Annotated in this window: 21 protein-coding genes and 4 pseudogenes; 14 read left to right on the top strand and 11 right to left on the bottom strand. The window is 69.3% G+C overall.

What is annotated here, in order from left to right; genetic code table 11:
- The first annotated feature begins 96 nt into the window (after positions 1–96).
- Positions 97–462, top strand: coding sequence for a hypothetical protein (locus tag ACWD10_RS07555; protein WP_451088046.1), 366 nt, complete (start codon positions 97–99; stop codon positions 460–462).
- Between the two features lie 23 nt (positions 463–485).
- Here ACWD10_RS07555 and ACWD10_RS07550 read toward each other — a convergent pair.
- The 8 genes and pseudogenes from ACWD10_RS07550 to ACWD10_RS07515 form a co-directional block, all read right to left on the bottom strand.
- A pseudogene (locus ACWD10_RS07550) lies at positions 486–1,594 on the bottom strand (IS701 family transposase).
- 134 nt (positions 1,595–1,728) lie between these two features.
- Entirely contained in the window at positions 1,729–2,253 is a 525-nt protein-coding gene (locus ACWD10_RS07545; protein ID WP_451088044.1) for a GNAT family N-acetyltransferase, read from the bottom strand.
- Positions 2,207–2,596 carry a hypothetical protein gene (locus ACWD10_RS07540; protein WP_451088042.1) on the bottom strand — a complete coding sequence of 130 codons (390 nt, stop codon included), beginning with the start codon at positions 2,594–2,596 and terminating at the stop codon, positions 2,207–2,209. The genes ACWD10_RS07545 and ACWD10_RS07540 overlap by 47 nt, the downstream gene beginning before the upstream one ends.
- Positions 2,597–2,771: 175 nt before the next feature.
- The gene (locus tag ACWD10_RS07535) at positions 2,772–4,160 is read right to left on the bottom strand and encodes a condensation domain-containing protein (RefSeq protein WP_451088040.1); all 1,389 of its coding nucleotides are present in this window, start codon (positions 4,158–4,160) and stop codon (positions 2,772–2,774) included.
- 227 nt (positions 4,161–4,387) lie between these two features.
- On the bottom strand, positions 4,388–4,786 hold the full coding sequence (locus tag ACWD10_RS07530) for a hypothetical protein (RefSeq protein ID WP_451088038.1): 399 nt from the start codon (positions 4,784–4,786) through the stop codon (positions 4,388–4,390).
- 392 nt (positions 4,787–5,178) lie between these two features.
- Positions 5,179–6,606 (bottom strand): FAD-binding oxidoreductase, encoded by a 1,428-nt coding sequence (locus ACWD10_RS07525; RefSeq protein WP_451088036.1) that lies wholly within the window; start codon positions 6,604–6,606, stop codon positions 5,179–5,181.
- A complete protein-coding gene (locus ACWD10_RS07520) occupies positions 6,603–7,544 on the bottom strand; it encodes an alpha/beta fold hydrolase (protein ID WP_451088034.1) in 942 nt (313 codons plus the stop codon). The genes ACWD10_RS07525 and ACWD10_RS07520 overlap by 4 nt, the downstream gene beginning before the upstream one ends.
- A gap of 188 nt (positions 7,545–7,732) precedes the next feature.
- Positions 7,733–9,379: a LuxR C-terminal-related transcriptional regulator gene (locus ACWD10_RS07515; RefSeq protein ID WP_451088032.1), complete on the bottom strand. Its 1,647-nt coding sequence runs from the start codon at positions 9,377–9,379 to the stop codon at positions 7,733–7,735.
- Between the two features lie 165 nt (positions 9,380–9,544).
- Here ACWD10_RS07515 and ACWD10_RS07510 point away from each other — a divergent pair, with 165 nt between their 5' ends.
- The 3 genes from ACWD10_RS07510 to ACWD10_RS07500 all read left to right on the top strand — a co-directional run bounded on the left by ACWD10_RS07510 (position 9,545) and on the right by ACWD10_RS07500 (position 11,572).
- Positions 9,545–10,396: a hypothetical protein gene (locus tag ACWD10_RS07510; RefSeq protein ID WP_451088030.1), complete on the top strand. Its 852-nt coding sequence runs from the start codon at positions 9,545–9,547 to the stop codon at positions 10,394–10,396.
- Positions 10,397–10,520: 124 nt separating this feature from the next.
- Positions 10,521–11,057 (top strand): hypothetical protein, encoded by a 537-nt coding sequence (locus ACWD10_RS07505; RefSeq protein ID WP_451088028.1) that lies wholly within the window; start codon positions 10,521–10,523, stop codon positions 11,055–11,057.
- Between the two features lie 125 nt (positions 11,058–11,182).
- Positions 11,183–11,572: a hypothetical protein gene (locus tag ACWD10_RS07500; RefSeq protein WP_451088026.1), complete on the top strand. Its 390-nt coding sequence runs from the start codon at positions 11,183–11,185 to the stop codon at positions 11,570–11,572.
- Between the two features lie 18 nt (positions 11,573–11,590).
- On the opposite strand, the gene ACWD10_RS07495 is transcribed toward ACWD10_RS07500, so the two are convergent.
- Complete coding sequence (locus ACWD10_RS07495; RefSeq protein WP_451088024.1) at positions 11,591–11,758, bottom strand: hypothetical protein; 168 nt, start codon at positions 11,756–11,758, stop codon at positions 11,591–11,593.
- Positions 11,759–11,776: 18 nt separating this feature from the next.
- Here ACWD10_RS07495 and ACWD10_RS07490 point away from each other — a divergent pair.
- The 5 genes and pseudogenes from ACWD10_RS07490 to ACWD10_RS07470 all read left to right on the top strand — a co-directional run.
- Positions 11,777–12,514 (top strand): annotated as a pseudogene (locus ACWD10_RS07490) (fumarylacetoacetate hydrolase family protein); the annotation flags it as partial.
- A 173-nt stretch (positions 12,515–12,687) separates the two neighbouring features.
- Positions 12,688–13,311 (top strand): COG4315 family predicted lipoprotein, encoded by a 624-nt coding sequence (locus tag ACWD10_RS07485; protein WP_451088022.1) that lies wholly within the window; start codon positions 12,688–12,690, stop codon positions 13,309–13,311.
- A gap of 282 nt (positions 13,312–13,593) precedes the next feature.
- Positions 13,594–13,809 carry a hypothetical protein gene (locus tag ACWD10_RS07480; RefSeq protein WP_451088020.1) on the top strand — a complete coding sequence of 72 codons (216 nt, stop codon included), beginning with the start codon at positions 13,594–13,596 and terminating at the stop codon, positions 13,807–13,809.
- A 520-nt stretch (positions 13,810–14,329) separates the two neighbouring features.
- Positions 14,330–14,596, top strand: a pseudogene (locus ACWD10_RS07475) (hypothetical protein); the annotation flags it as partial.
- A gap of 288 nt (positions 14,597–14,884) precedes the next feature.
- Positions 14,885–15,256, top strand: coding sequence for a hypothetical protein (locus ACWD10_RS07470; protein WP_451088365.1), 372 nt, complete (start codon positions 14,885–14,887; stop codon positions 15,254–15,256).
- Between the two features lie 534 nt (positions 15,257–15,790).
- Here ACWD10_RS07470 and ACWD10_RS07465 read toward each other — a convergent pair.
- Positions 15,791–16,300 carry a DUF6328 family protein gene (locus ACWD10_RS07465; RefSeq protein WP_451088018.1) on the bottom strand — a complete coding sequence of 170 codons (510 nt, stop codon included), beginning with the start codon at positions 16,298–16,300 and terminating at the stop codon, positions 15,791–15,793.
- Between the two features lie 184 nt (positions 16,301–16,484).
- Positions 16,485–16,642 (bottom strand): annotated as a pseudogene (locus ACWD10_RS07460) (DUF6131 family protein).
- Between the two features lie 148 nt (positions 16,643–16,790).
- Here ACWD10_RS07460 and ACWD10_RS07455 point away from each other — a divergent pair.
- The 5 genes from ACWD10_RS07455 (at position 16,791) to gvpO (ending at position 23,072) form a co-directional block, all read left to right on the top strand.
- On the top strand, positions 16,791–18,293 hold the full coding sequence (locus ACWD10_RS07455; RefSeq protein ID WP_451088016.1) for a phosphatase PAP2 family protein: 1,503 nt from the start codon (positions 16,791–16,793) through the stop codon (positions 18,291–18,293).
- Positions 18,294–18,480: 187 nt separating this feature from the next.
- The gene (locus ACWD10_RS07450; protein WP_451088014.1) at positions 18,481–18,597 is read left to right on the top strand and encodes an LPFR motif small protein; all 117 of its coding nucleotides are present in this window, start codon (positions 18,481–18,483) and stop codon (positions 18,595–18,597) included.
- Positions 18,598–19,515: 918 nt separating this feature from the next.
- Positions 19,516–20,373, top strand: a complete 858-nt coding sequence (locus tag ACWD10_RS07445) for a Rieske 2Fe-2S domain-containing protein (protein WP_451088012.1) — start codon at positions 19,516–19,518, stop codon at positions 20,371–20,373.
- Positions 20,374–20,432: 59 nt separating this feature from the next.
- Positions 20,433–22,559, top strand: coding sequence for a catalase (locus ACWD10_RS07440; RefSeq protein ID WP_451088010.1), 2,127 nt, complete (start codon positions 20,433–20,435; stop codon positions 22,557–22,559).
- A gap of 363 nt (positions 22,560–22,922) precedes the next feature.
- A complete protein-coding gene (gene gvpO, locus ACWD10_RS07435) occupies positions 22,923–23,072 on the top strand; it encodes a gas vesicle protein GvpO (RefSeq protein ID WP_451088008.1) in 150 nt (49 codons plus the stop codon).
- Positions 23,073–23,121: the final 49 nt, after the last annotated feature.

The raw sequence follows: 23,121 nt of genomic DNA, 5'->3' as shown, positions 1-23,121 counted from the left end.
GCCAGCCGAGGCGACGTGCATTGCTGCACGCCCCCTCCGTATGGCTCACAGTCGTGAGGTGCGGAACCGCCGACTCGGGCTGAGCGTCGAAAGGCCATGTCTGAGAGAGCTGGGCAAATCATCTTCGCCCTCGTGCTGGCTGCTGGGGTGCTCACGGGCTGCGCCAAGGCCGACGAGGGCGCAGCAGCCGTCCGAGCGACACCGTCCGACCGGGCGATTCCCTTCGACCTCTATACGCATTGCGGAATCGACGAGGCCCGTATCGGCTCGACGTACTTCGAAGCGGAGACCCCGCTCTCCGATGGCTCGGGAAACCCGCCCGAAGGGTGGGACAACCCCACCCAGCGCGGCACGATGACCTTGAAGTCCGAGACGGAGGCCGTCTTCACCGACGACGCTGGGCATGAGGTGAAGTTCCGTGCCCGGCCGGGTGCGAGTGCCTTCAAGCGCATCTGCCAGTAGGACTCCAGCCCTAGGTCGGATCCTCATGTCTGGGCCGCGGCCTGTCGCCGGTAGTGGCTGGTACGTGATCGTGCCTGGTGGCGCCGTCGCCAGTCGGACCAGCCGAGCCGATGGGCCGCGTCGGGCCGGGACGGAGGTCGTGTTCGTCGGCGCGGACGACGGCAAGGAAGGCGTGGGCGAGCACGGCGAGGGTGACCCAGCGGGTCCAGCGAGGGTGACCCAGCGGGTCCAGGAGGGGCAGCGGCGGACCTGGTGCTCGTCGAGTCCCGCCTCCGGCGAGTAGCAGCGGTAGTAGGCGAGTTCCCCGGTGGTGCGGTTGCGGCAGATCAGTAGCTGGTGCCTGCCCGGTGCCGGGTCGGCGAGGTCGACGACGGCCCCGTCGTAGAATCGCTGTCCCTTCGCACCACGTCCGGCCGAGAGCTTCTGGCAGGCCCGCTTCGGCACCTTCTGGGCCAGGGCATCGGCGCGGAACGTGCCCGCACCGGTGGTCACTTCGACCGAGCAGGCCACCGCGAGGACCTAGCCGATGCCGCGTTCCTGCAGAGCAGCCCGCAGTTTCGGGTTGCCGCCGTAGACCTCGTCACCCGCGACCCAGCCGACGCGGTGTCCGGCGTCCAGGAAGCGTTCGATCATCGTGCGGGCCAATTCCGGCTTGGTCGCAAACGCGGTGTCCTCGCCGAGCCCCGCCGCCCGGCAGCGCTCCGGGGCGGACGTCCAGGAGCGCGGGATGTACAGCTCCCGGTCCACCGCCGCGTGTCCCCGGGCGGCCTGCGTAGACGAGGTAGACGGCGACCTGGGAGTTCTCGATCCTCCCCGCGGTACCGGTGTACTGGCGCTGGACCCCGACGGTGTTGGTGCCCTTCTTCAGGTCGCCGGTCCCGTCGACGACCAGCACCGCGGCCTCGTCGTGGAGGTGCCCGACGACGTATTCGCGCACATGGTCGCGGACGGCGTCGGCGTCCCAGGACGTCCGGCACAGCAGCTGCTGCATGCCGTGCGGGCTGGGCTCCCCGGCCCACTCCGCGATCGTCCAGCAGTTCTTGCTCGGTAGGTCCGACAGCAGGCTCAGCACCAAGTCCCGTACCCGGCACCGGGGTTCGACCCTCGTGAACCGGCCCGCGATCCGGCCCATGGCCACCTCGAACGTCTCCCGCCAGCGGGCGGGACCTATGCTGTGACCCGCGGCCACCGACTGATCTTCTGTCTTCACACACCGGTGATCACCGCTGGCCGCACCCATTCCCGGACCGGCCCTCACCAGCAAGATCACGATCCACAGCTGGAGTATTGACCGGTGGCGTGCTGATCGCCGGTCTCCCGTGGACCGCATCGGGGAACCTTGGTCTTGATGAGCGGCGCGTCCCGCGTGAACTCCCGGAAACCGACGCTGTAGTACAACCCGCGCGCCTGGAGATGCCCCGGCGCACCCAGGCAGGCGACCGTCATATGAGTGGCCCCGGCCGCTCGCGCCAGATGCATCCCGTGCAGAAGCATGGCCCCTGCCAGCCCCCGACGCCGGTAGTCCTGATGCGTTCCGACCGGCTCGAACTCAGCCGTCCTGTTCGCTTCGTCGAGCCACATGATCGTCGAGGACGCCATCGTTCCGTTCGGGGCCTCCACCAGGATGTGCAGGCCACCGCGGTACCCGGCCGTCTGCCACACGCCCTGGTAGCCCTCGGCCGTGTACGTCGACGGAGCCCAGGCGTCCAGATGGGCCTGGACCGCGGCCTGCGGTCCGGCCTCGTCAGCGGTACAGAACCAGAATCCGTCGGGCAGCACCGGCTGTTGCACGTCGGTGAGGTCCCGCTCGTTGAGCTGGGTCCAGGACCCGGGGTCGCCGAGCCAGACCGGCGTGGTCGGGATGGACCTGGTACGCCAGATAGGCGCCGGTGACGTCCTTCACCGACCCGTCGCTGCGCCTCAACTGGTGCGGAAGATGGGCCCAGCTCCACGCCACCAGATCCCCGTCGGCACACCACAGCCGACGCCGCCAGCTTGCGCCGTCGCCGACGTGCCCCTTGCCCCAGTTCCAGGCCAGCTCGTCGAACGACGCGTCGGCGTTCACCAGCTCCGGGCGGGAGGCGGTGACACGCTGCGTCAGACCCAGCATGAGCCGCACGTCCGCGGCAGTCACAAGCTCGACGTTCGTCACAGTGCGCCACTGTGTCAGGACTCCGCAGAGCCGTCGAAAGGCTTTCCAGGACCGCGGCACCATTTGGCCTCGGCCTCGGCCTCGGCCCGGGCTCGGGTGCTGGCGAGGCGGTTCGATCAACGGGGTGGTGGGGCGTACGGAATGGTCGGCGGAACGCTCAGCGGCTGCGGGCCACCGTGAGGACGATGTCTCGAAGCCGTTCGACGTACCGTCGCATGTTCTTGCCGGCGATGTCAGTGTCCGGGCAGCGGCTCGCGAACCACACGCCCTCGTGGAGTCTGTTGAACCACACGCCCACCTTGTCGCCGTACGACACCCTGCCAAGGCCGTACGCCTTCGACTCGGTCCAGCGATCGGAGCCGGGGATGCCCCTGGAGTCGAGGAACGAGACACTCGCGTGCAGGTCGGACGAGGTGGGGCGGTAGTCCTCGCCGAGCAGGCGCAGGACCCTGGCGAGCGGCATGCCGGCCAGCGGCCTGTTGGCTCGCAGCTCGGCGCGGACAGCCTTCAGCGCGCTGCGGAAATCGGATGCCTGATCCACCGGAACGTCGATCGGTGCGCAGCCGACGTACCAGCCCACCGAGTCCGACCACCGGGACTTCGCCCTGGTGTGGAACGGCACGAGCGTGCGGAAGACGGGCTGCCCGCCGATCTCGTGAACAACGAGACTCGTTGCTGCCAGGAAGCCGACCAGGCTGCCACCGAAGGGACGGCAGTACGACTCGAACGCCGCGGCGTCGTCCACGTCCAGGAGCATCTCGCACATGAGCTTCTGGGCGGGCGGCGGGCCGCCGGGCTTGAGGCCGAGATCGATGGGAAAGTTGGGCAACTCCCCATCGCCCCGGCGGACATATTCCCGCCAGCGGGCGACGATCGTGTGGGTGTCGTCGATCCGGTCCGCGTCCGCCCGCTCGATCTCGCAGAAGTCGATGTAACTGCCCACCGGAGTCTCCTCGACGGGGCGGCCCTCGCTGCCCGCCGCGTAGAGCTCGTGGATCTCGCCGGGAATGCGCTGGATGGAGTGGCCGTCGACGTTGACGTGGTCGAAAGCCATGTACACGCTGGTGCAGTCGTCGCGGATGACTGCTGCGTAGATCAAGTTCGGCCAGCCGAGTGCGTTCGTCTCGACGTCGAAGCGGTCCTGGAGGTGCCCGGCCAGCTCCGCCGGGTCGGGGAAGTCGCCGATCTCCTTGCGATGCAGCGACACGGCTTCGGCATCAAGCGTGAATCGGCGCATCTCGTCGTCGGCCCAGTGAAAGCCACTGCGCAGCGTCTCGTGCCGGAGTGTCCAGCCGCTCAGCGCCTCTTGCAGCACGTCGAGATCGACGGGGCCCGGGATGTCGAACGCCGTGCCGAGCCAGGTTGGCACGGACAGGCCGTCCTCCTGCGCGGAACTGACCGTCCGGATGTGCGACTCCTGGTTGTACGCCGGAGGCCGGGAGTCCTCCGGCAGGTCCCTCGCCGCCGCCACCGTCGCCGGGCTGAGCGTGAACTCGACGAGCCTCCCGGGCCGTACCTCGCAGCGCTGGACGTCGGTCATTCGCACGGGCGGCTCCATTCACACAGGGACACAACCGATGGGGATCGGGGGGGGCATGCCGTCCAACGAGCCGGGCCAGGCCGGGACATGACGTTTCCCCGTGATCTCGGACACGTTGCCGTTACGCCGCGAGGGTCGCCTGACTGTGCTCGCGGGCATTTCGGGACCGTGTAGTGCCCACCGAATCGGAGTGAACTCCTGCTGGGGTCAGCTCCGTTCGGCAGAGCGGCGGTTCAAGTCCCCGCCCTCCCGTGCACGGGCGCCCCCTGGCCGCTGACATGTTCCACCGCCCTCGCGGCAGCGAGGTAACCGGCGATCCTGAACGCCAGCTCGTGGGAACCGAATACATGGGCGCGGGCCTGCCGCAGGATGACACGTGCCGCGACCACGAGACCGTGCTCGGGCAATGCCAGCTGCTCCCGCACCCCCGCTGCGGACGCCTCGAAGAACCGCGGCACCTGCTCGGCGGGCTCGTAGTCCACGACGAGGCCCTCAGCCACCTCGAAGACGAAGCCCTCGGCCGCGGGCTCGAAGTCCAGGGTGATTTCCGCGAAGTGCGGCGCACAGTTCTGCTTCTGGTGCAGCACGTGCACACCACGGACCGGATACGGCGGGAACGGGGTCGGGGCCATCGTTACCGCCTGTTATGGATGCCGGTCTGCAGGGTGAGTTGCCTGGAGTTTACCGGCGGCGGCGCTCGTGGCGGTTGTGCACGCGGACCAGGGTGCGGGAGAAGCCCGGCAAGGTACTGAAGGGGATGTTGTTCGCCTTCAGCCGTGTCGAGCGGACGCCGCCGATGTGAGGACCTGCGGCCCCGCCAGGCGAGGGAGAACGCGAGCGGCCGTCAACGTCGCCGTGTTCTCCGACGCCGCCTGGCGTGCCGGAGGTCGCAAAGGTACGCCGCCGGGCCATCGTCGACCGTTTCCGGCGGGCCGAGCCGGTGACCGAACGGGCCGTCGGCCGCCGGGAGTTCCCCGTGGGCACCTTCTCCCGCGGGCCGCCTCCCGGAGCCGTCGAGCAGGGCTCAGCGGCTCGGGCTGATGTTGCGGTTCACGCGGAACAGGTTGTCCGGGTCGTAGCGTGCCTTGATCTGCCGGAGTCGGTCATAGGTGCCGCGGTACGCGTCGGCGGTCCGGGTGGAATCGTCCTCGGCCAGCTGGAAGTTGACGTAGTTCCCGCCGGTCGAGAACGGACGGATCTCTTCCCATCCCTTGCGAACCGCGGCCACGATCCCGTCGCCGTCGGCCTGCGGCGGCCACGATCCGGAGAACCCGCTGATGAACCGGGCCTCGCGGTTGCCGACCGCGCCCGCGTCACCGTCCAACTCGTTGAGCGCACCGGCGAGATGGAAGATGACCGAGAACGACAGGGGCGAGGCGACGTCGAGCGCGGCGTCCCGGAACGTGGGGAGGTAAGCGCCCGGCAGACCGGGCAGGAACTCGGCCTTCCAGTACTGGTTCAGCCCCTTGGGCTCCGAGTCGTCGAGCAGCGACTGCTGAGCCACGTACGGCTTCGGACCGATCAGGTTGAAGATCGGCTCCCCGAGAGCCCGCAGTGGGGCGAGATCGGCCTCGGCGTTCGCGCCGCTGTGACACACGAGCAGCGCGACGACGGGCCTCAGCCGCCACTCCTCCGGGACGAACGGCGCCGGCGGCGCGAGCCGGATGATCGCCACCGCCGTCAGCTCGCGGGGCGCGGTCGCCGTGAGCTCCCGGTACGTCGCGAGCACCTCGTCCGCCCGATCGGCGCTCCAGGCGGCCAGGCCACCGGTGATGACGGGGCCGACCTCGTGCAGCCGGAAGGTGAAGCGAGTGGCGACACCGAAGTTGCCGCCACCCCCACGCACCGCCCAGAACAGATCCGGGTGCTTCTCCCGGCCCACGGACCGGATCTCCCCGTCCGCCGTGACGATCTCCACCTCCTCCAAGTTGTCCGCCGCCCAGCCGAACCGGCGCGTCAGATAGCCGAATCCGCCGCCGAGGGTCAGCCCGGCGACGCCCGTCTCGGACACGAACCCGAGCACCGCCGCGAGGCCGTACTCCTGGGTCGCCCGGTCGACGTCCTGCAGCAGACACCCCGGCCCGGCACGCGCGAGGCGGGCGGCCGGGTCCACGGACACCTCGCGCATGCGGGACATGTCGAGCGTCAGACCGCCGTCGGCGAGTGCCGTACCGGCGATGTTGTGACCCCCGCCCTTGATGCTCAGGAGCAGCCCGTGGTGCGCGGCGAACCGGACGGCCGTGGCCACGTCCTGGGCCGAGACCGGCTGGACGACCAGCGTCGGCTCCGTGGTGACCATGGCGTTCCAGAGCCGCACGGCCTCGTCCCAGCCGTCGTCCCCGACCGCGAGCAGCGGGCCCTGGAGCCGGGCGCCGAACTCCTCGATCCGGGCGGAGGTCAGGCCGACGCGGGCGCCGGAGAGCCCGGCGACCTCGAACATGCGGGTAGTCATCGCGGCTCCTCCTCTCCGGATTCTCCGGTTCCCGCGTCCCGGCCGGATTCCCCGATCGCGGTACGCAGTGCCTCCAGGAACGCCTGCGGCTGCTCTGTGGCAGGGTCGTCCCCGCACTCCTCGATCACATGCAGCGGCCAGCCGTACCGGGCGCTCGCCGCCTCCGCGGTGCGCAGTCGCACCTGGAGGCCGTGCCGACCGTGGATCAGGGCTGTCGGGACGTCGATACGGTCGAGATCGTCGGAGGAGATCGACGACATGGCGACCTTCGGGATGAGCTGGCGGAGCGCCGTCTGCACGCTCGGTGTGCGGAACCGGTCCAGGGCGTAGTCGAGCAGCGGCTCCCACCGCTCCCCCGTCTGCTCGCTCACCCGCTCCATGTCGTAGAAGCACCGGTTGAACAGACGGTCCCGGCTCTTCGCCGTCGGATGGGCGACGAAGCTCACCATCGGCATCGCGAAGCTCGGCGCGGGCCGGAACATGCCCAGACCCAGCGTGTCGACCAGGATCAGGTGGGCGAGGCGGCCGCTGTGCCGAGCGGCGTACCGCGCGGCGATCGATCCGCCGAGGAGGTGGCCGACCAGTACGGGCGGCTTCCCCTCACAGGTCTGGTCGATCAGCTCGTCGAGCCAGGTCAGGACCGTGTCGGTGTCGAGCCGACCCTCCGTGACCGCGGAGGCGCCGTGGCCGGGCAGGTCGGGAACGATCACCCGGTGGGTCCTGACCAGTTCGGGGACCACCTCGATCCAGATGGCGGCGAACTCCCCCTGGCCGTGCAGCAGCACGAGGGGCGGGCCGTCACCGCCTTCCAGGACGGCGGTGGACACCGTCGCAAGGCGAAGCTGCCGCTCGGTCAGCGGCATCGCGGAGAGGAGCTGGTCGCGGGCCTGCTGACCGGCGGGCCGCTCCGGGCTTGTCGCCCTTTCCTGAGTGCTCATCACGACCCCTTCCTCGCATTTCCTCGGTTCTTACGAGTCCAGAGTTCGCGCCCGCAGGCGGCGCCCGCATCGGTCACATCAACCAACTGTCCGGCGCACGCCGCATGGTTATTTCTCTGCAGAGGCTCTTCCCCGCAGACGGCCAAGCGGCCAAGCGGCCAAGCGGCCAAGCGGCCAAGCGACAGGACTTATACGAGGTCGTGCTCGTACGCGTACGCGGTGGCGGCTGCCCGCGAGGAGATGCCCAGCTTGGTGAACATGTTGCTCATATGGCGGGCAACCGTCTTGTCGCTGATCACAAGCCGGTCCGCGATCTCCCGGTTCGACGCACCGGTCGCGACCAGGCGGAGCACCTCGACCTCGCGCGGCGTCAGGCCCCCGGGGCCGGGCTGCGCGCCCCGGCCGGACCGGCGCATGAACTCCCGCACCTGCTCAAGCGCGGGCACCGCGCCCAGCTGCTCGAACACCCTGCGGGCCGCCTCCAGCTCCATCTCGGCCGTGTCGTGATCGCCGATCCGGCTGCACGCCCGCGCCATCTGCAGCCGCACCCGCGCCGCCTCGTACGGGGCGCCGAGCTCGTGCCAGGCGACCCACGCCCGGCGCAGGGCGGCGCATGCGGCCTCCGGTTCCCCGGCGGCGAGGAGCAGGGATCCGCGTGCGTGCGCGACCACCGCCCGCAGGTACGGCGAGTCGAAACCTGCGGCGATCTTCTCCAGCTCGTCCACCGCCAGCTGTGCGTCCTCGACGGCCCCGGCGACCAACTCGATCTCCACGTAGCCGGAGAGGACCCTGGGCCGGTCTTCGGTCCCTTCGGTCTCCGCGAGCGTCCGGCGGATCGCGGCGGCCGCGTCGTCAAGGCGGCCCTGCGCGAGGCGGAGCAGCGCCAGGCCCGGCTGCGCCAAGTGCCCCCAATCGGCGGCCTCGCGGTAGCAGCTCTCGGCCCGGGAGAACTCGCCGCGCAGCCGCAGCAGTTCGCCGCGCTGGTACAGCGCCATGCCGAGCACCGGGTCGCCCGGCGACTCCGACAGGTGCTCGCACGCCAGCCGCGCCTCGTCCATGGCGTCGGCCCACTCGCCGCGCAGCTGCATGATCTCCGAGCGGTGCACCAGGCACTGGCCCCGGTACGGCATGAGGCCCTGCTGCGTGGCGCACCAACGGCTCAGCGCCGCGGTCCACTCCTGCACCCGCCGCAGGTCGAAGATCCCGCGGCAGGCGAGGATCACCGCACAGTAGACGATTCCGGCGGTGAGCGGCGACACATCTCCCGTGGTCACCGCCACCATCGCCTCGTCGAGCAGCGCCACGCCCTGCGTGGCCCGGCCCTGCGCGACCAGCGACTGGCCCTGCCCGAGGCGCCCGAACGCCCGCAGGTCGGCGTCGTTGAACCGGTCGGCGATCTCGGTGATCTCCACGGACGTGCGCCTCGCCGTCTCGGGATCGCCGCTGTTCAGGGCCCGCAGCGCCACGGGCATACGCAGGTACCCCTGCTCCGCGCAGTCGAGGCCCGCGTCGTCGAGGATGCGCCGCGCCCGGGCCAACCAGCCGCCGCCCTGGGCGTGTTCGCCGCGGAGCAGGAGCGTGAGCCCGAGCCAGAACGCACACCGCACAGCCGGTGCCGTGTCACCCCGGTCCAGGAACACGTGATGCGCCCGCTCCCAGGCCCCGTTCGCCGCGTCGACGGCTCCGATCAGGTGCGCAGCGCGCGCCATCCGGTCGAGATCGGCGGCCTCCAGCGGCGCCTGCCGATCGGCGGCGGACAGCTGCTCGTACGCGTCCCGCCAGGACAGCCGCTCGTACGCCTCGCGCCCCTGCGTCAGTGGATCAACGGTGGTCATGAGTACTCCCGCCCGGCGACGAGTCCGTGGGGGCAGCGTACGACGTGATCAGCGAGCGGACCTGGGGCGCGTCTTACGGATCACGATCCGTCCCGTCGGCTCGGCGGTGCAGCATCGAGAAAGGGGCCGGACGAGGGGGCCGAACGAGGAAGGGCGGAGACTGCGATGGAGAACGGGCAAGCGCTTGATGGGGTGGACACGGCCGGGCTCGAGAACGCTGCCGAACTCGCCTTGACCGCTTTCTGCTGGTGGCGCGCCGATGTCCCGCAGGAGGTGTGCGAGGACTACTGGCGCGACGTGCACGGGGTCATGTTCGCCCGCGCTCCGGGCCTGTGGCAGTACCGGCAGCTGCGGCTCGCCGCGAACCGTCCCGATCTCTGGCCTTCGGTCGAGGGCATTTCCTTCGATGCGCCGGATGCCGCGCAGCCCCAGGGCATGCCGCACGGGCTCTTCCTGTCCGAGGCCGACCTGGTTGCGTTCGGCAGCAATCCGTTGGCGCGGGAGACGATTCCCAACGACGCGCGCAATTTCATCGGCCGCATCGGCGCCCTACTGTCGCTTCCCCACAGTGGCCGCACGCTCGTGGACCGCATCAACGATCCGGCCATGCAGGGCCCTCCCCCGGTGCCAACTTTCGCGCTCTGCTTCGTTCCACGAGTGGGAGCCGCGTCGGCCGAGGCGTTCCATCACCACCTGACGGAGCATGTCGCACGCCCGTGGAGCGAGCATCCGGGCGTCATGCGCCTGCGCGTCGAGCCGCTCCCTCCGTACGACCGGTCCGTCATGAGCTTGCCTGGTGTGCCGCACCAATGGCCGACCGACGAGACCTATCTCGGCTGGATCGAGCTGGCGGTGCGCAACGAGAGCGTGGTCGGCGATCTCCTGGAGGGCGCGGTCGCCGACGAACTGGCCCATCAGGCCGGGGCCGTCCACACCTACCCGGTCCGTGAGGTCTACACGATCATCTCAGCGGGACGGCCGACCGAGGTCGGCCTGCACGGCTATCCAGCGGCATGAGCCATGGCGGCGTCCCTGTTCTCGCTGCTGCCTTTCACCCGGATTCGCCGGACCCACGTCCCTTCGGCGGTCTACCGTGCGGACAGGCCGCGCCGCCCACCGCGGTCACATGAGGAGGAAGCCTGTGTCATCACCCTGCGACCCCCAGCACGCTCCCGCCGGCGATGTGGGTGCAGCGCTCATGATGATCGACTCTCGGCTCAAGGAGATCTACGACGGCAGAACCGAGACCGACCCCGAACAGCAGGCGCTGATCGACCAGTTCGCCGCGTCCCTGGGCCCCGAGGAAGCCAATGACCTGCTGGACGGGGCGTGCACGCTCGTCTTCATGTTCATGAAGTGGCTGCACGCGGCCTACGCGGACCACGACAAGGACGTCATCGCCTACGTGGTGCCCAACCTCGTGGGCACGATGCGCATGATGCCCAAGAGTGTCCGCCCCGAGACCATCCCCACCATGGCCGGTCTACTTGTCGCCGCGGGCACCGGCCTGAGCCCGAGCCTGTGGCGCAAGCAGTACGGCTTCTGGACCGAGGACGAGCTGACGTCCCTGGAGGCCACCACCTTCCTGCTCGCGGAGCACATCAACCGCCTCACCGACGACCCCACCTTCGCCACCCGCATGATCGCTGAAGCTCTGTCCAACGCGGACGGAGACTGACGGGCCCCGCACCCGTGCGCCCGTTTGAACCACTCCTTCGAGCCTCGGGTCGCACGGGCCGGGCCGCCGGGCGAGCCTGGAAGCGTTCGGCATCCGGAGGACGGCGCGCAGAGGAAGGCTCCCCAGTGAACAGCGCGGAACAGGCATCACCCGCAGAGCATGTATCGGCCGAGGTGGTGGTGGAGCTGGAGGGCTGTGCGACGCAGGACGCGCACGCTGTCTTCAGCGCGCTGCGTACCTCGTTCGCCTCCGACCGGGCTGCCGACGATGTGCCCGAGGAGCTGGCGGGCCCCGGAGCGACCGTGTGGACCACGACGTTCGACGTGAGTGAGCTCAAAGCCGCGGCCGAACCCCAGCGGCTGGCCGCCCCCGTCACCGTCAGCCTCCAGGGCGGCTACTGGGCGGTCGATCGGCTGTGCCAGGCCCTGGCGCCGGCGTTCACCGTCCACGTCCTGGGCATGGCCGCCGGGGACCAGGAGAAAGAGGTCGAACTACGCCTGGAATCCCGCCGCTGAGGCCCCAGCCCCACCACCTCACCCCCGCGCCTCCTTGAGCGACCCGGCGATCTCCCGCTCGGTGGCGTCGATGATCCGCAGAGCGGCCTTCGACGCTGCGGCCGGGTTGCCGCTCTCGACCGCCTCCACCACAGCCCGGTGTGCGGACAGTGCGCCTTCCACCGCTCCGGCGGCCCGGGTGCTCATGGCGAAGCAGTGCTCCAGGACGACGTGCGCCCCGGCTCCCCCGAGGCCGCCCAGGTCAAGGAAGCCCTGATCGCCGAAGGGCTGTGGTCGCAGTACCTGGAGGTCGGCATCGGCCCGGACCCGGAGATCTTCACCAAGGCAGCCGGTGCTCTCCGCGGTCGGCACCGGCGCCGACATCGGCGTACTCGCCGCCTCCGGATGGAACAACCCCGAGCCCGAGGCGGTGCTCGTCGCCGACAGCGGCGGCCGGGTGCGCGCCGCCACCCTCGGCAACGACGTCCCCTGCGCGACATCGAGGGCCGCAGCGCGCTGCTGCTCCCTCGTGCGAAGGACAACAACGCCTCATGCGCGATCGGCCCGTTCCTGCGCCTGCTCGACGCCGACTTCGGCCTCGACGACGTGCGCACCCTGGACATCGAGCTGCGGATCGACGGCGCGGACGGCTACGTTCTGCGCGGCACCAGCTCGATGCGCGAGATCAGCCGGGACGTCCTCGACCTGGTCGCCGCCGTACACGGCCCGCACCACCAACACCCGGATGGATTCGCCCTGTTCACCGGTACGCTCTTCGCCCCCACCGAGGACCGCCACGCACCCGGCGCAGGCTTCACCCACGACGCCGACGACGTCGTTCACATCACCAGCCCACGCCTCGGCGCCCTGATCAACACCGTCACCACCAGCGAGCACGCGGCGCCCTGGGAGTTCGGCCTGCGCGCCCTGATGACCAACCTGGTGGGACGCGGGTTGCTGTGATCCTGCCGAGCACCCGACGCTCTCCTACTCGACGACGAGGCCCCCGACAGCACCGACCCCTACCCTGGCGGTGCCCGCACCCACCCCTTCGGCGAACACGTACGGCCTGACCCGTACGTCGAACGGGCCCGCCCGTCTTGCCGTGCCGTCGCGGCTGCGTCCGTAGTGGAGCCATGACAGCGGAATCGGCCGAGGAGCAGCGGATGAAGACCCGGATGAAGACGACGAGGCGGACGAGGGTGGCCGTGGCGGTGGCAACTGCCGCGCTGCTCGGCGCAATCGGCGGCTGCGGCAACGGTGACGGCGGCGGCGAGGAGTCGCCCAGTCCCGCCGGGTCCCCCACGCCTGCCGAATCGCCCACCGAATCGCCCACCGCGACGGTCGGCGAGGCGGCGACCGTCATGTTGCGCGAGGCGGGCGATCTGGGGCCGATCCTGACCGACGGCGAGGGGCGCACGCTCTACCTCTTCGAGGCGGACAAGGACGAGAAGTCCACCTGCAACGACGCGTGCGCGGAAGCCTGGCCGCCCCTGACGACGTCGGGCGAGCCGAAGGCCGGGGAGAATGCTGACGCCGAGCTGCTGGGTACGACGGAGCGGAAGGACGGCAGCACCCAGGTCACGTACAACGGGCATCCGCTGTACTACTTCCAGAAGGACAAGAAGCCCGGCGACACCACAGGCCACGACGTGGATGGCTTCGGAGCCAAGTGGTACGCCCTGAACGCCTCCGGCGACAAGGCCGAGAGCGACGCACCGGAAACCGGCGACACCGGCGACATCGACGGCCCCTACTGACACCCCCTGCTTTTCTCCAGGAACCGCCGTTAGGTACAAATCTGCGGTGCGCCCGATGCCATGAACGTCAGGTACCAGGAAGCAGCACGCGGTGGACTCGCGGTCAACGTCATCGAGTGCTGAGAGAACAGCTTCTGACCTACACGTCTGGGTCTTTCGGCTCTGCCACAGACTTTCTGGTCTGCATAGCGGCTCGATGCGGGCGGATGATGTGGCGGAGCGCATCGCCGAGGCCCGCGCGTGGGACTGCCCGGTCCGGTGGGAGGTGATCAGGCCCGCCTCATGGTCAAAGCCGAGCGGCGCTGGCTGGGGGTGACAAACTCGCACTACGACGACGTGGTGCTGTTGCATGCCGGACACATCCGGGCGGACGGCATCACCCCCACTGATCCAGTCGTCGAGACCTCGGCCCAGTCCACCGACGTGGAGGCTCTGCTGCGCGAGATGGACCGGCTGTGGCGACGCCTGGACGACGCGCCCGCGCCCAAGACGCTGTAACCGTCGCTGAGGTGACTGCTGCCCTAGTGGCCACGGCAGCCGGGGCAGCGTCGTGCGGTCCGCCTTGGACGTAAGGTGACCCCTCGCGTGGTGCCGAGCCGGTCTAGCTCCGGTGGCAGCGATCAGCACGCCCGCGGTCGTAACCATGAGCATCATCGCCGCGAGGGCGCCGGCGAGCGGAGCGGACCAGGCCGGGCGGTGCAGCAGGAGGGCCAGGATGCCGCCACCAACGAGCAGCGTGGTGACGGTGAACAGCAGGATGAGAAGAAGTGCGGTCGCGGTCATGCCTGATCTGCCTTCCGAGTAGCAACCGCGGCAGCGCCAGTGGTGTGCTGTACGCCGGGGCTCTGGAGCGTGCTGCTGATCGACTCGCCGTTCGGCGCTGGCAGGCCGGTCCCCGCAGAGGCCCTATCCGAGGGCTGCCCCAAGTGGCGCCGGGCGAGAGCACAGCCGCTCTTGTCCGGCTGGGTGTTTGCCTTGCCTGTACGCGTCATGTCCTCTTCCTTCGTCATCCGGATGGGTGCCATGGCGATGCCCCAGGCGCGTGCCAAGTCCCGGTGTTCGCGAACGGACCACGAACAGGACGCGAGTGCCTAACCCCCGCTACGTACCGCAGAGTTGGCAATCGTTCGCCGAACAGAGGCCAGAGGGCACCTGGCAGGATGACCCGGTGGACACGTCACGTGAGCGCTGGAGCAAGGCGGTCGAGGAGTTCGGGGAGCTGCTTGGACAGCTGCGCGAGCAGGCCGGTCTCACCGTGCAGGAGCTGGCCGACTTGGTCGGCGTTGCCAAGTCGACGATCTGGAAGCTGGAGCACGGGGGCCACGCGAAGCCGCCGCATCACTATCAGGTGCACCACTGGGTCCAAGCGTGCACCGAGCACGCCCAAGAGGCCGGACGCGAGCTATCAACACCGACGGATCTCCGGTGGTGGCGTACACAGCACGGAGATCTGGAGAGGCTCCACGACAGGGTCCACTCACCCTCCCGCGCCGCCAGCCCGGAAGAGCGTCGGCGCTGGCCGAATGGAGCCCGCTGCGCCTGGGCATTCACCCTGCCATCACCGTCACCACTGATGGGCACCGGGCCGCTGTGGACTCCACGCGATGTCAAGAGGCCACACTCGATCCCTGCCGGTGAGGAGCTGCCGCTGCTGCCCGCCTATGTGGAGCGAGCTCATGACCGTAAGTTACGCACCCTCCTCTCCGGGGCCGACTCGAACCTCTGTGTCGTCGTCACGGGCTCGTCGTCGACGGGGAAGACGCGTTCCATGTGGGAAGCGGTAGGGGGCCTTGCGGACTGGAGTGTGATCCGCCCAGAGGATGCTGACGCTCTCGTCCGCTGCATCGAGGCTGGCGTCGAACCTCGCACTGTGGTGTGGCTCGACGAACTCCAGGAGTACCTGCTGGATCACGCCGATGGAGTGGCGGCTGCCCGGCTCTGCTGACCCTGATGGACGCCACGGGCCCCTGCGTCGTCATCGGATCGATGCGGCCGGGCCCGTGGCGGAGCTGACGGCCCGGCCGAGCCAGGGCCCCGACCGCCACCGGCGTTCCCGGGACCACCTTGTGAATCATGCGCAGGAGGTCAGCATCCCGAGTGGGTTCGCCGAGGAGTGCGGGGCCCTTGAACAGTTCCGTCAGCTCAGCGAGGGGGATCCGCGGCTCGCTATGGCCTTCGAAACCTCGGGTGTACGGCGACAGGTCGCCCAAGTGCTGTCCGGAGGCAGCCAGCAGGTCAGCCGGTACGAACGCGGTCGCCGGCCAGTTGCGCTGCAGCCGCTTGACGAAGTCCGGCACTGCGCGTGAGCCAGCCGGTTACGACGCTGCCAGCAATTGCTGATCCTGCCGCGATCAGTGCTACCCCCAGTCGCTCATGACGCCATCCTCTCGCGTGCGGGCTGTACTTACGGAAGCTATAAGTGGCAGGACGCATGCCCAGGGGCGGTTCAACCGAGTGTGAGTGGAGCGATGCAGCGGCGTCACCGCTCGGTGTCGCCCGCGCGGCGTTGCCAGGCCGGCAGCACGAACCAGCACACAACGAACCACACCACCATGACAGCTACCAGCCACACCGCGAGGGAGTCGTTCAGGGCCACCCGCAGGACCAGCAGCAGCGCCGAGGCCATAGTGCAGAGCAGGAGGATCAGCGCGAGCAGCGTCATCCGGGATGCCCAGGTAACCGTCTGCGGCTTCAGACGGCGGCCGGTCACCAGCCGGTGGAACGAAACCGGCCCGATGAGCGCCCCCGTCGTCGCTGCGCCAAGGACCACGGTGGCGACATAGATGTTGCGGTCAGTTGCTGACAGGTCGCCGAACCGGGGCTGGAAGACCACCGTGAGCAGAACACCGAAGAGAATCTGTACCCCGGTCTGCGCCACCCGCAGTTCCTGCAGCAGCTCGCCCCAACGCCGGTCCGCACGCTCCTCGCTGGTCTCATCACGGCCTCGAGCATGGTCGCCCAACTCACCGGACGGGGAACCGTCAGCCATGGCAACCTTCCACATCTCGCCCACCACCGGCGGCTAGCAGCTCCGCCCCGCGCTGTCGGTCTCGCGCACGCCCCCGGGAGAGACCGTAATCCGCCGTATCGTCACCAGGGGCCGAGGGGACGAGCTTCTCGACCACCAGGACGGTCGACGGTGCTCGCGGGTGGTTCACCTGGCGAGTGGCGTCCTACCAGTAATGCCGTCGGCCCCCGACCTCGTGGCCGACGGACCCAAGCAGCCAGAGGGCCGCACCGATGACGGCGAGTGCGAGGCCGATGGTCCAAAGGACGGAGATGCTCCAGCGACAGCGCCGATGGCGAGCAGAATGAGTCCGAGCACGATTATTGAGTCCTCCAGCCCCTGGGGGTGTTTCTCAGTATGCGCTTCCCGCGGCGCGCTGTGCCAGCGCAAGTCCTGGCCAGGCAGTCGCGGTGCTGCGGCAAGGCGATATAAGGGGGACATGGATGGACAACCGACGAGGCACCCCGTCCGCATGCTGCTCAGGACCCTGGACCACGCCGTCTTCCGCCGGGTGGCCGAGCGTTCCTGGCCGATGGCCGAGCCGGTGCTTCCGCGTCTGAGCCGGAGCGCCAACCACGGGCTGCTGTGGGGTGGTGTCGCCGTAGGGATGTGGGCCCTGGGCGGTACCCGGGGGCAGCGGGCAGCCGTGCGCGGAGTCGCGTCGCTCGCGCTGGTCTCGGCCACCGTCAACACTTTGGGCAAGGGTGCCGTGCGCCGGACGCGGCCCGTGCTCGACGCGGTGCCGGTGATACGCCATCTGCCCCGCCAGCCCGTCACCAGCTCCTTCCCGTCTGGGCATGCCGCGTCCGCGGTGGCGTTCACCGTCGGCGTGGCCCTCGAGTCCCGTGGCTGGGGCGCGGCCCTGGCGCCCGTGGCCGCGTCGGTGGCCTTCTCCCGTATCTACACCGGCGTGCACTACCCCAGCGATGTCCTGGTCGGTTCGGCTCTCGGTGTGGCCGCCGCTTTCGCCGTGCGCAGCTTGGTGCCCTCGCGCGCGCAGCTGCCGCCGCCGGCCCGACCTCGCACGGACGCGCCTGCTCTGCCCGACGGTGACGGCCTGTATGTGGTGGTCAACCCGTCCTCCGGGGCCCAGCCACAACTCATGGACCCTGTAAGGAAGTTGAAGTCCGAGTTGCCCCGCGCTGAGATCATCGTCCACGAGGAAGAAGCCGGACCGCTGCCCAAGGTGATCTCCGATGCCGCACGCAAAGCAGCGCGCCAGGGCGGTGCCCTCGGTGTGTGCGGCGGCGACGGCACCATCAACGCGGCCGTGGCTCCCGCCCTGCAGTTCCAGGTGCCGCTCGTGGTCCTGCCCAGCGGCACCTTCAACCACTTCGCCGCCGACCTCGGCACCGAGACGGTGTCCGCCGCCTGCGCCGCGGTCGCGAACGGCAGCGCGGTCCGCGTCGACGTCGGCCGGATCACCCCATTGGCCGCCAGATCGGTAGAGCCGGCCTACTTCCTGAATACCTTCAGCCTCGGCTCGTACCCTGATCTCGTACGCCTCAGGGAACACTGGTCGCCGAAGATCGGCGGCCCGGCCGCCACCCTCCTCGGCGTCGCGAAGATCCTGCGCACCGCACATCCCTTGAAGGCCGTCGTCAACGGCCGCCGTCGCTCGATGTGGCTGCTTTTCGCGGGCAACGGCGCCTACCGCAGCCTAGGCATCGCCCCGGTACGCCGCCACGATCTCACCGATGGCCTCCTCGACGTACGCATCGCCCACGGCGGCCGCTTCGCGCGTACCCGCCTGCTCGCCACGGCACTGGCCGGGGGAATGGCCAGGACCCGCCTGTACGCTGCGGCGCACTCGCGGCAGCTGCTCATTTCCGGACTGCCGGAAGGTGCACGGATGGCATACGACGGGGAAGTCGTCGAAGCGCCCACCGCGTTCCAGGTCGACAAGCTCCAGGAGGCACTGACCGTGTACCGGCCGCTGGAGGAACGGCCGCGTGCTCGACCGATGAGCGGTTGACTGCGGACGACCCGTGGTTGATCACCCGCGACGGGGCGTTCGGCTGGCGGCGACGGCAGTGGGTGAACCCTCAGAAGAGGCCCCTTCCGGGCAGGGGGCGAGCATAGGACGGTGGATTCCGGGAACCCCGTGTATCCAGTTGCTGCTAATCGATCTTCGCTTTGCTAACCAGCGCCGGGAGAGCGGAATGTTCCACGCAATCGCCGATGTACTCCGCGCCATCGGGAATACCCTTGCTTCGGTCGTCAGCTTGCCGTTCCGAGCCGTGGCCCGGCTCTTCGGTGGCGTGTCGCGACGTACCTGACAAGTCCGCCCTGTACTGACGCGAAAGAGCGCCATGACCTCGCACCTGGGGCTTCGGATGCTGACCATGGGCGTGGAGGAAGAGTTCCCCCTGGTGGAGTCCGACCTTGGCCGTCTGGCGCCGCAGGCGGCGGCCTCTGGCGTGTGCAACCGACTCGATGAATGCCGCTGTCAGGCGAAGCCGTACCTGTCACGCCCGGGGCCCGGTTCCGCCAGATCCTTGGGCTGTACGCCGGGGTCGCCGCGGACTGCCAAGGCTGGTGCCCTATTCACGGTGGCGTCCCGACATGGACACGGCGGTGGCGGTCACCAATCACCTGCCCCCTGTTGCCGAGCCTCCTGGCGCTGTCCGTAGACTCCCCGCACTCCCGAGACCTGGGCGCCGAATACGCCAGCTGGCGCATCGTGCAGCAATCGGCTGCTGAAGCCGGGCGGCTACGGAGGCCTTGAGACCGGCCTCGCGCAGTTTGCGCAACGTCACCGCCGGTCGGCACAGCGTGGAGTGGACCATCAGCAGCATGCCGTACCGTCACCGGAAGCCCGTTCAGCCAGGCGTTGCACTGTGCCGTTAGAGCAGCCAACGGGGGAGATGTCCATCGCGTACACGTGCGCGGCCCACAGTCGGGCCACAGTCAAGGCCAGCAGGCCGGTGCCGCCCGGTGAACGCATCCAAGGCCCGAGCTCCCGGAGGGACCTGCAGCTTTGATCAGAGGGTCATGGGAATCGCCCTGCGGTGCGTAGACCCCGGCAGTCTCAGGAGATCGCCTTCCCCCTGTGCCTCGCCTGCCGGATGCCCAATACAAGGTGGCGCCAAGCTCGACCACGTGCCCGTCGCGCGATCGTCGGTCAGACCCACCGCTCCGCGACGGGCGGCGCGGATGTCGGGTTTATTCCTTGGTGATCGGGCAACCCGGCGTTCATGCGCAATCCCCTGTCGAAGATCGAAGCACTGGAGCGCGCCACGGCGCTGGACCGCGTAGCCGCGCCGTACCGGTCATTCGTCCACGCGCTCCCCCTCGGGCCCGTACGGGACATGCTGCGCGGCCGGTGGCAGGGCCACCCGCTGCATCCGGTCCTGGTGCAGGTTCCCATCGGCACCTGGACGTCCGCCGCCCTGCTCGACCTGACGCGCGGCAACGAGCGCGCCGCCCGGATGTTGGTCGCCGTAGGACTGGCTTCCGCGGCCCCGGCGGCCCTGTCCGGGGCTGTCGATTTTGCGGACCAGTTTCCCGAGCAGGAGCGGGTCGGCGTGGTGCACGCGGCGTCGAACACCACGGCAGTGGCGCTCTACGCCGCCTCTCTCGTCATCCGCAGCAGGGGCGGGAGCGGGCGGTTGCTCGGCTTCGCCGGGCTCGCCGCGGCCACGGCAGGCGGCTTCCTCGGTGGTCACATGGCGTACCGGCAGGCGGCCGGTGTCAACCACAGCGAGGCCGTGTCGCACCTGATCGACGCGGGCTGGCATCCGGTCGGTGACCCGCAGGAGTTCCCGCGGGGCCAAGCCGTACGGCGCATGGTCGGCGAGGTGCCTGTACTGCTCATCCGGGATACCGATGACGCCGGTGAGGTGCACGCGCTCGCGGACCGATGCGCCCACCTTTCCGGGCCGCTGTCAGAGGGCGATATCAGCGACGGCTGCGTGACGTGCCCCTGGCACGGCAGCACCTTCCGGCTCGCGGACGGGGCCTGCATCGGTGGGCCCGCCACCGCTCCGCAGCCCTCCTTCGATGTCCGCCTCAACGACGGCCTGGTGGAGGTGCGGCTGCCGCAAGGGCACTGACGCACGACAAGCAGTGACAGCGCCCAAAGCTGCGCACCAAAGCTGCCAAGGAGACCGTTATGAGCCCCCACGAAGACCCCCGAACCGCAGACGCCAAGCAGCGCCAGCGCGACGTGCACCGGGCGGCCGACCCCGCTGACGGGCCGCTCACGACCGATCAGGGAGTCGTGGTCGATCACACCGACGATTCCCTTCAGGCGGGTGAGCGCGGTCCCACGCTGATGGAGGACTTCCACTTCCGCGAGAAGCTCACCCGCTTCGACCACGAGCGGATCCCGGAGCGCGTGGTCCATGCCCGCGGCGCGGGGGCGTACGGCTATTTCGAGCCGTACCACTCGTGCGCCGAGTTCACCAAGGCCGCCTTCCTTCAGGACCCGGCCGTACGGACTCCGGTGTTTGTACGGTTCTCCACCGTCCAGGGACCTCGTGGCTCCGCGGACACCGTGCGGGACGTCCGCGGCTTCGCGACCAAGTTCTACACCTCGGAGGGCAATTACGACCTGGTGGGGAACAACATGCCGGTCTTCTTCATCCAGGACGGCATCAAGTTCCCCGACTTCGTGCACGCCGTAAAGCCGGAGCCGCACAACGAGATCCCCACCGGCGCGTCCGCGCACGACACCCTTTGGGACTTTGTCTCGCTCCAGCCCGAGACCCTGCACATGATGATGTGGCTGATGTCCGATCGCGCGATCCCGCGCAGCTATCGGACGATGCAGGGCTTCGGCGTCCATACCTTCCGGTTCGTCAATGCCGAGGGCAAGGGTACGTTCGTCAAGTTCCACTGGAAGCCCAAGCTCGGTGTGCACTCGCTGGTGTGGGACGAGGCGCAGGAGACGCAGGGACGCGACCCGGACTTCAACCGGCGTGACCTGTGGGACAACATCGCGGCGGGCAACTACCCCGAGTACGAGCTGTGCGTGCAGCTGGTGCCCGAGGAGGACGAGCACTCCTTCAACTTCGACCTGCTCGACGCAACGAAGATCATCCCGGAGGAGCAGGTGCCGCTCCGGCCCATCGGCCGCATGGTGCTCGACCGTAACCCGGAGAACTTCTTCGCCGAGACCGAGCAGGTCGCCTTCCACACAGCCAACGTCGTACCCGGGATCGACTTCACCAACGACCCGCTCCTCCAAGCGCGCAACTTCTCCTACCTGGACACCCAGCTGATCCGCCTCGGCGGCCCCAACTTCGCCCAGATCCCGGTCAACCGGCCCGTGGTGGACGTGCGCACGAACCAGCGGGACGGCTTCCACCAGGGCCAGATCCACAGCGGCACCAGTTATAGCCCCAACTCGCTGAGCGGCGGCTGCCCGGTCCTCGCCGGAGCCGCGGACGCCCACGCGTTCAGCCACCTCCAGGAGCGGGTGGACGGGCACAAGATCCGCAAGCGCAGCGACAGTTTCCAGGACCACTACACCCAGGCGGCGATGTTCTTCCTGAGCATGTCCGACTGGGAGAAGCAGCACATCATCGACGCCTTCCGCTTCGAGCTCGGCAAGGTCGGGTCGATGGCGGTACGCGAGCGGACCGTGGAACAACTGGCGCACGTCCACCACGGACTCGCGACCACGGTCGCGGAAGGCATCGGGGTCGAGCCGCCCGAGAAGGAGGACACCCCGCAGCCCGATCCGTCCCCCGCGCTGAGCATGGCAAGTGAGAACAACCGGGGCGACGGCAGCATCCGCACCCGACAGGTCGCAGTCCTGGTCACGGACGGCGTGGACGCGGCTCAAGTAGACGCCGTGCGGGAGGTTTTGGAGGACGGCGGCGCGATCGTGGAAGAACTCGCCCCGCACGACGGGACGGTACGCGACGGCGCCGATGGCCGGCACAAGGTCGACCGGGCGCTGCCCACCGTCGCGTCCGTGCTCTACGACGCGGTGGTCGTGCCCGGTGGGCCTGCCAGTGTGCAGGAACTCGTTGCGGACGCGACGGCCCTGCGGTTCGTACGAGACGCATACCGGCACGGCAAGCCGGTCGGAGCCCTCGGCAGCGGTGTCGGCCTCGTGGCCAAGCTGGAGCCGGAGGGCCTGCGACTCGCCGGGGACGGCGATGGCGCGGTGACCGACCGCGGCGTCATCAGCGACACGTCCACCGGGGCCGCGGGGGAGGAATTCCTTTCAGAGCTGACCGCCGCGATCGCCGCCCACCGGCACTGGGACCGGCCTCCGGTACGCCGCTGAGTTCCTTTGCGGGGCCGTTGTCGGCCGACTCGAGTAGCCTGCCAAGCACAAGCCGTCGAGTCGCCGTTGCGTGGGCGGGCTGGCGTGGATACTCGCTGCAAAAGGGGAAGCACTTCGCTCGCCGGGCGAGCGGTGGTGTCGCGCCCTCGGAGGCGTCCAAGCCGAGCCGATCACCAATGGTGCGCAGGGTGTCGAGCGATCACTGGCTCAGTCATCGCCGACTCACCTGGGACCGCAACGTACGCGTTCGACACCCCAAATGGGGGCCGGGACGGTGTTGATGGGACATCAGAAACCAAATGGATTTTCTGCCCATTGGCCGGTCTGATCTCCGACCAGGGCAGGCCAGCTGTAAGGAGGGACATGGCCGGTGGGGTGTCGACGGCTGAGGCGATACAGAATGCCGCAGCCCAGCTGGCGGAGCTTCCCGGGAAGGCCCCCGAGTCGGTTTCCGCCGTCCGGCGGCCCGAGGAGGGCTGGGATGCCGAGTCGTCGAGCTGCTGCGGCAGCTGATGGAGCGGCAGGCCCTGCACCGCGTAGATGAGAGGAACCCATCGGGGCA

It is taken from the genome of Streptomyces sp. NPDC002851 (assembly GCF_053591935.1).
This window is presented reverse-complemented; position numbering and strand designations above follow the sequence as displayed.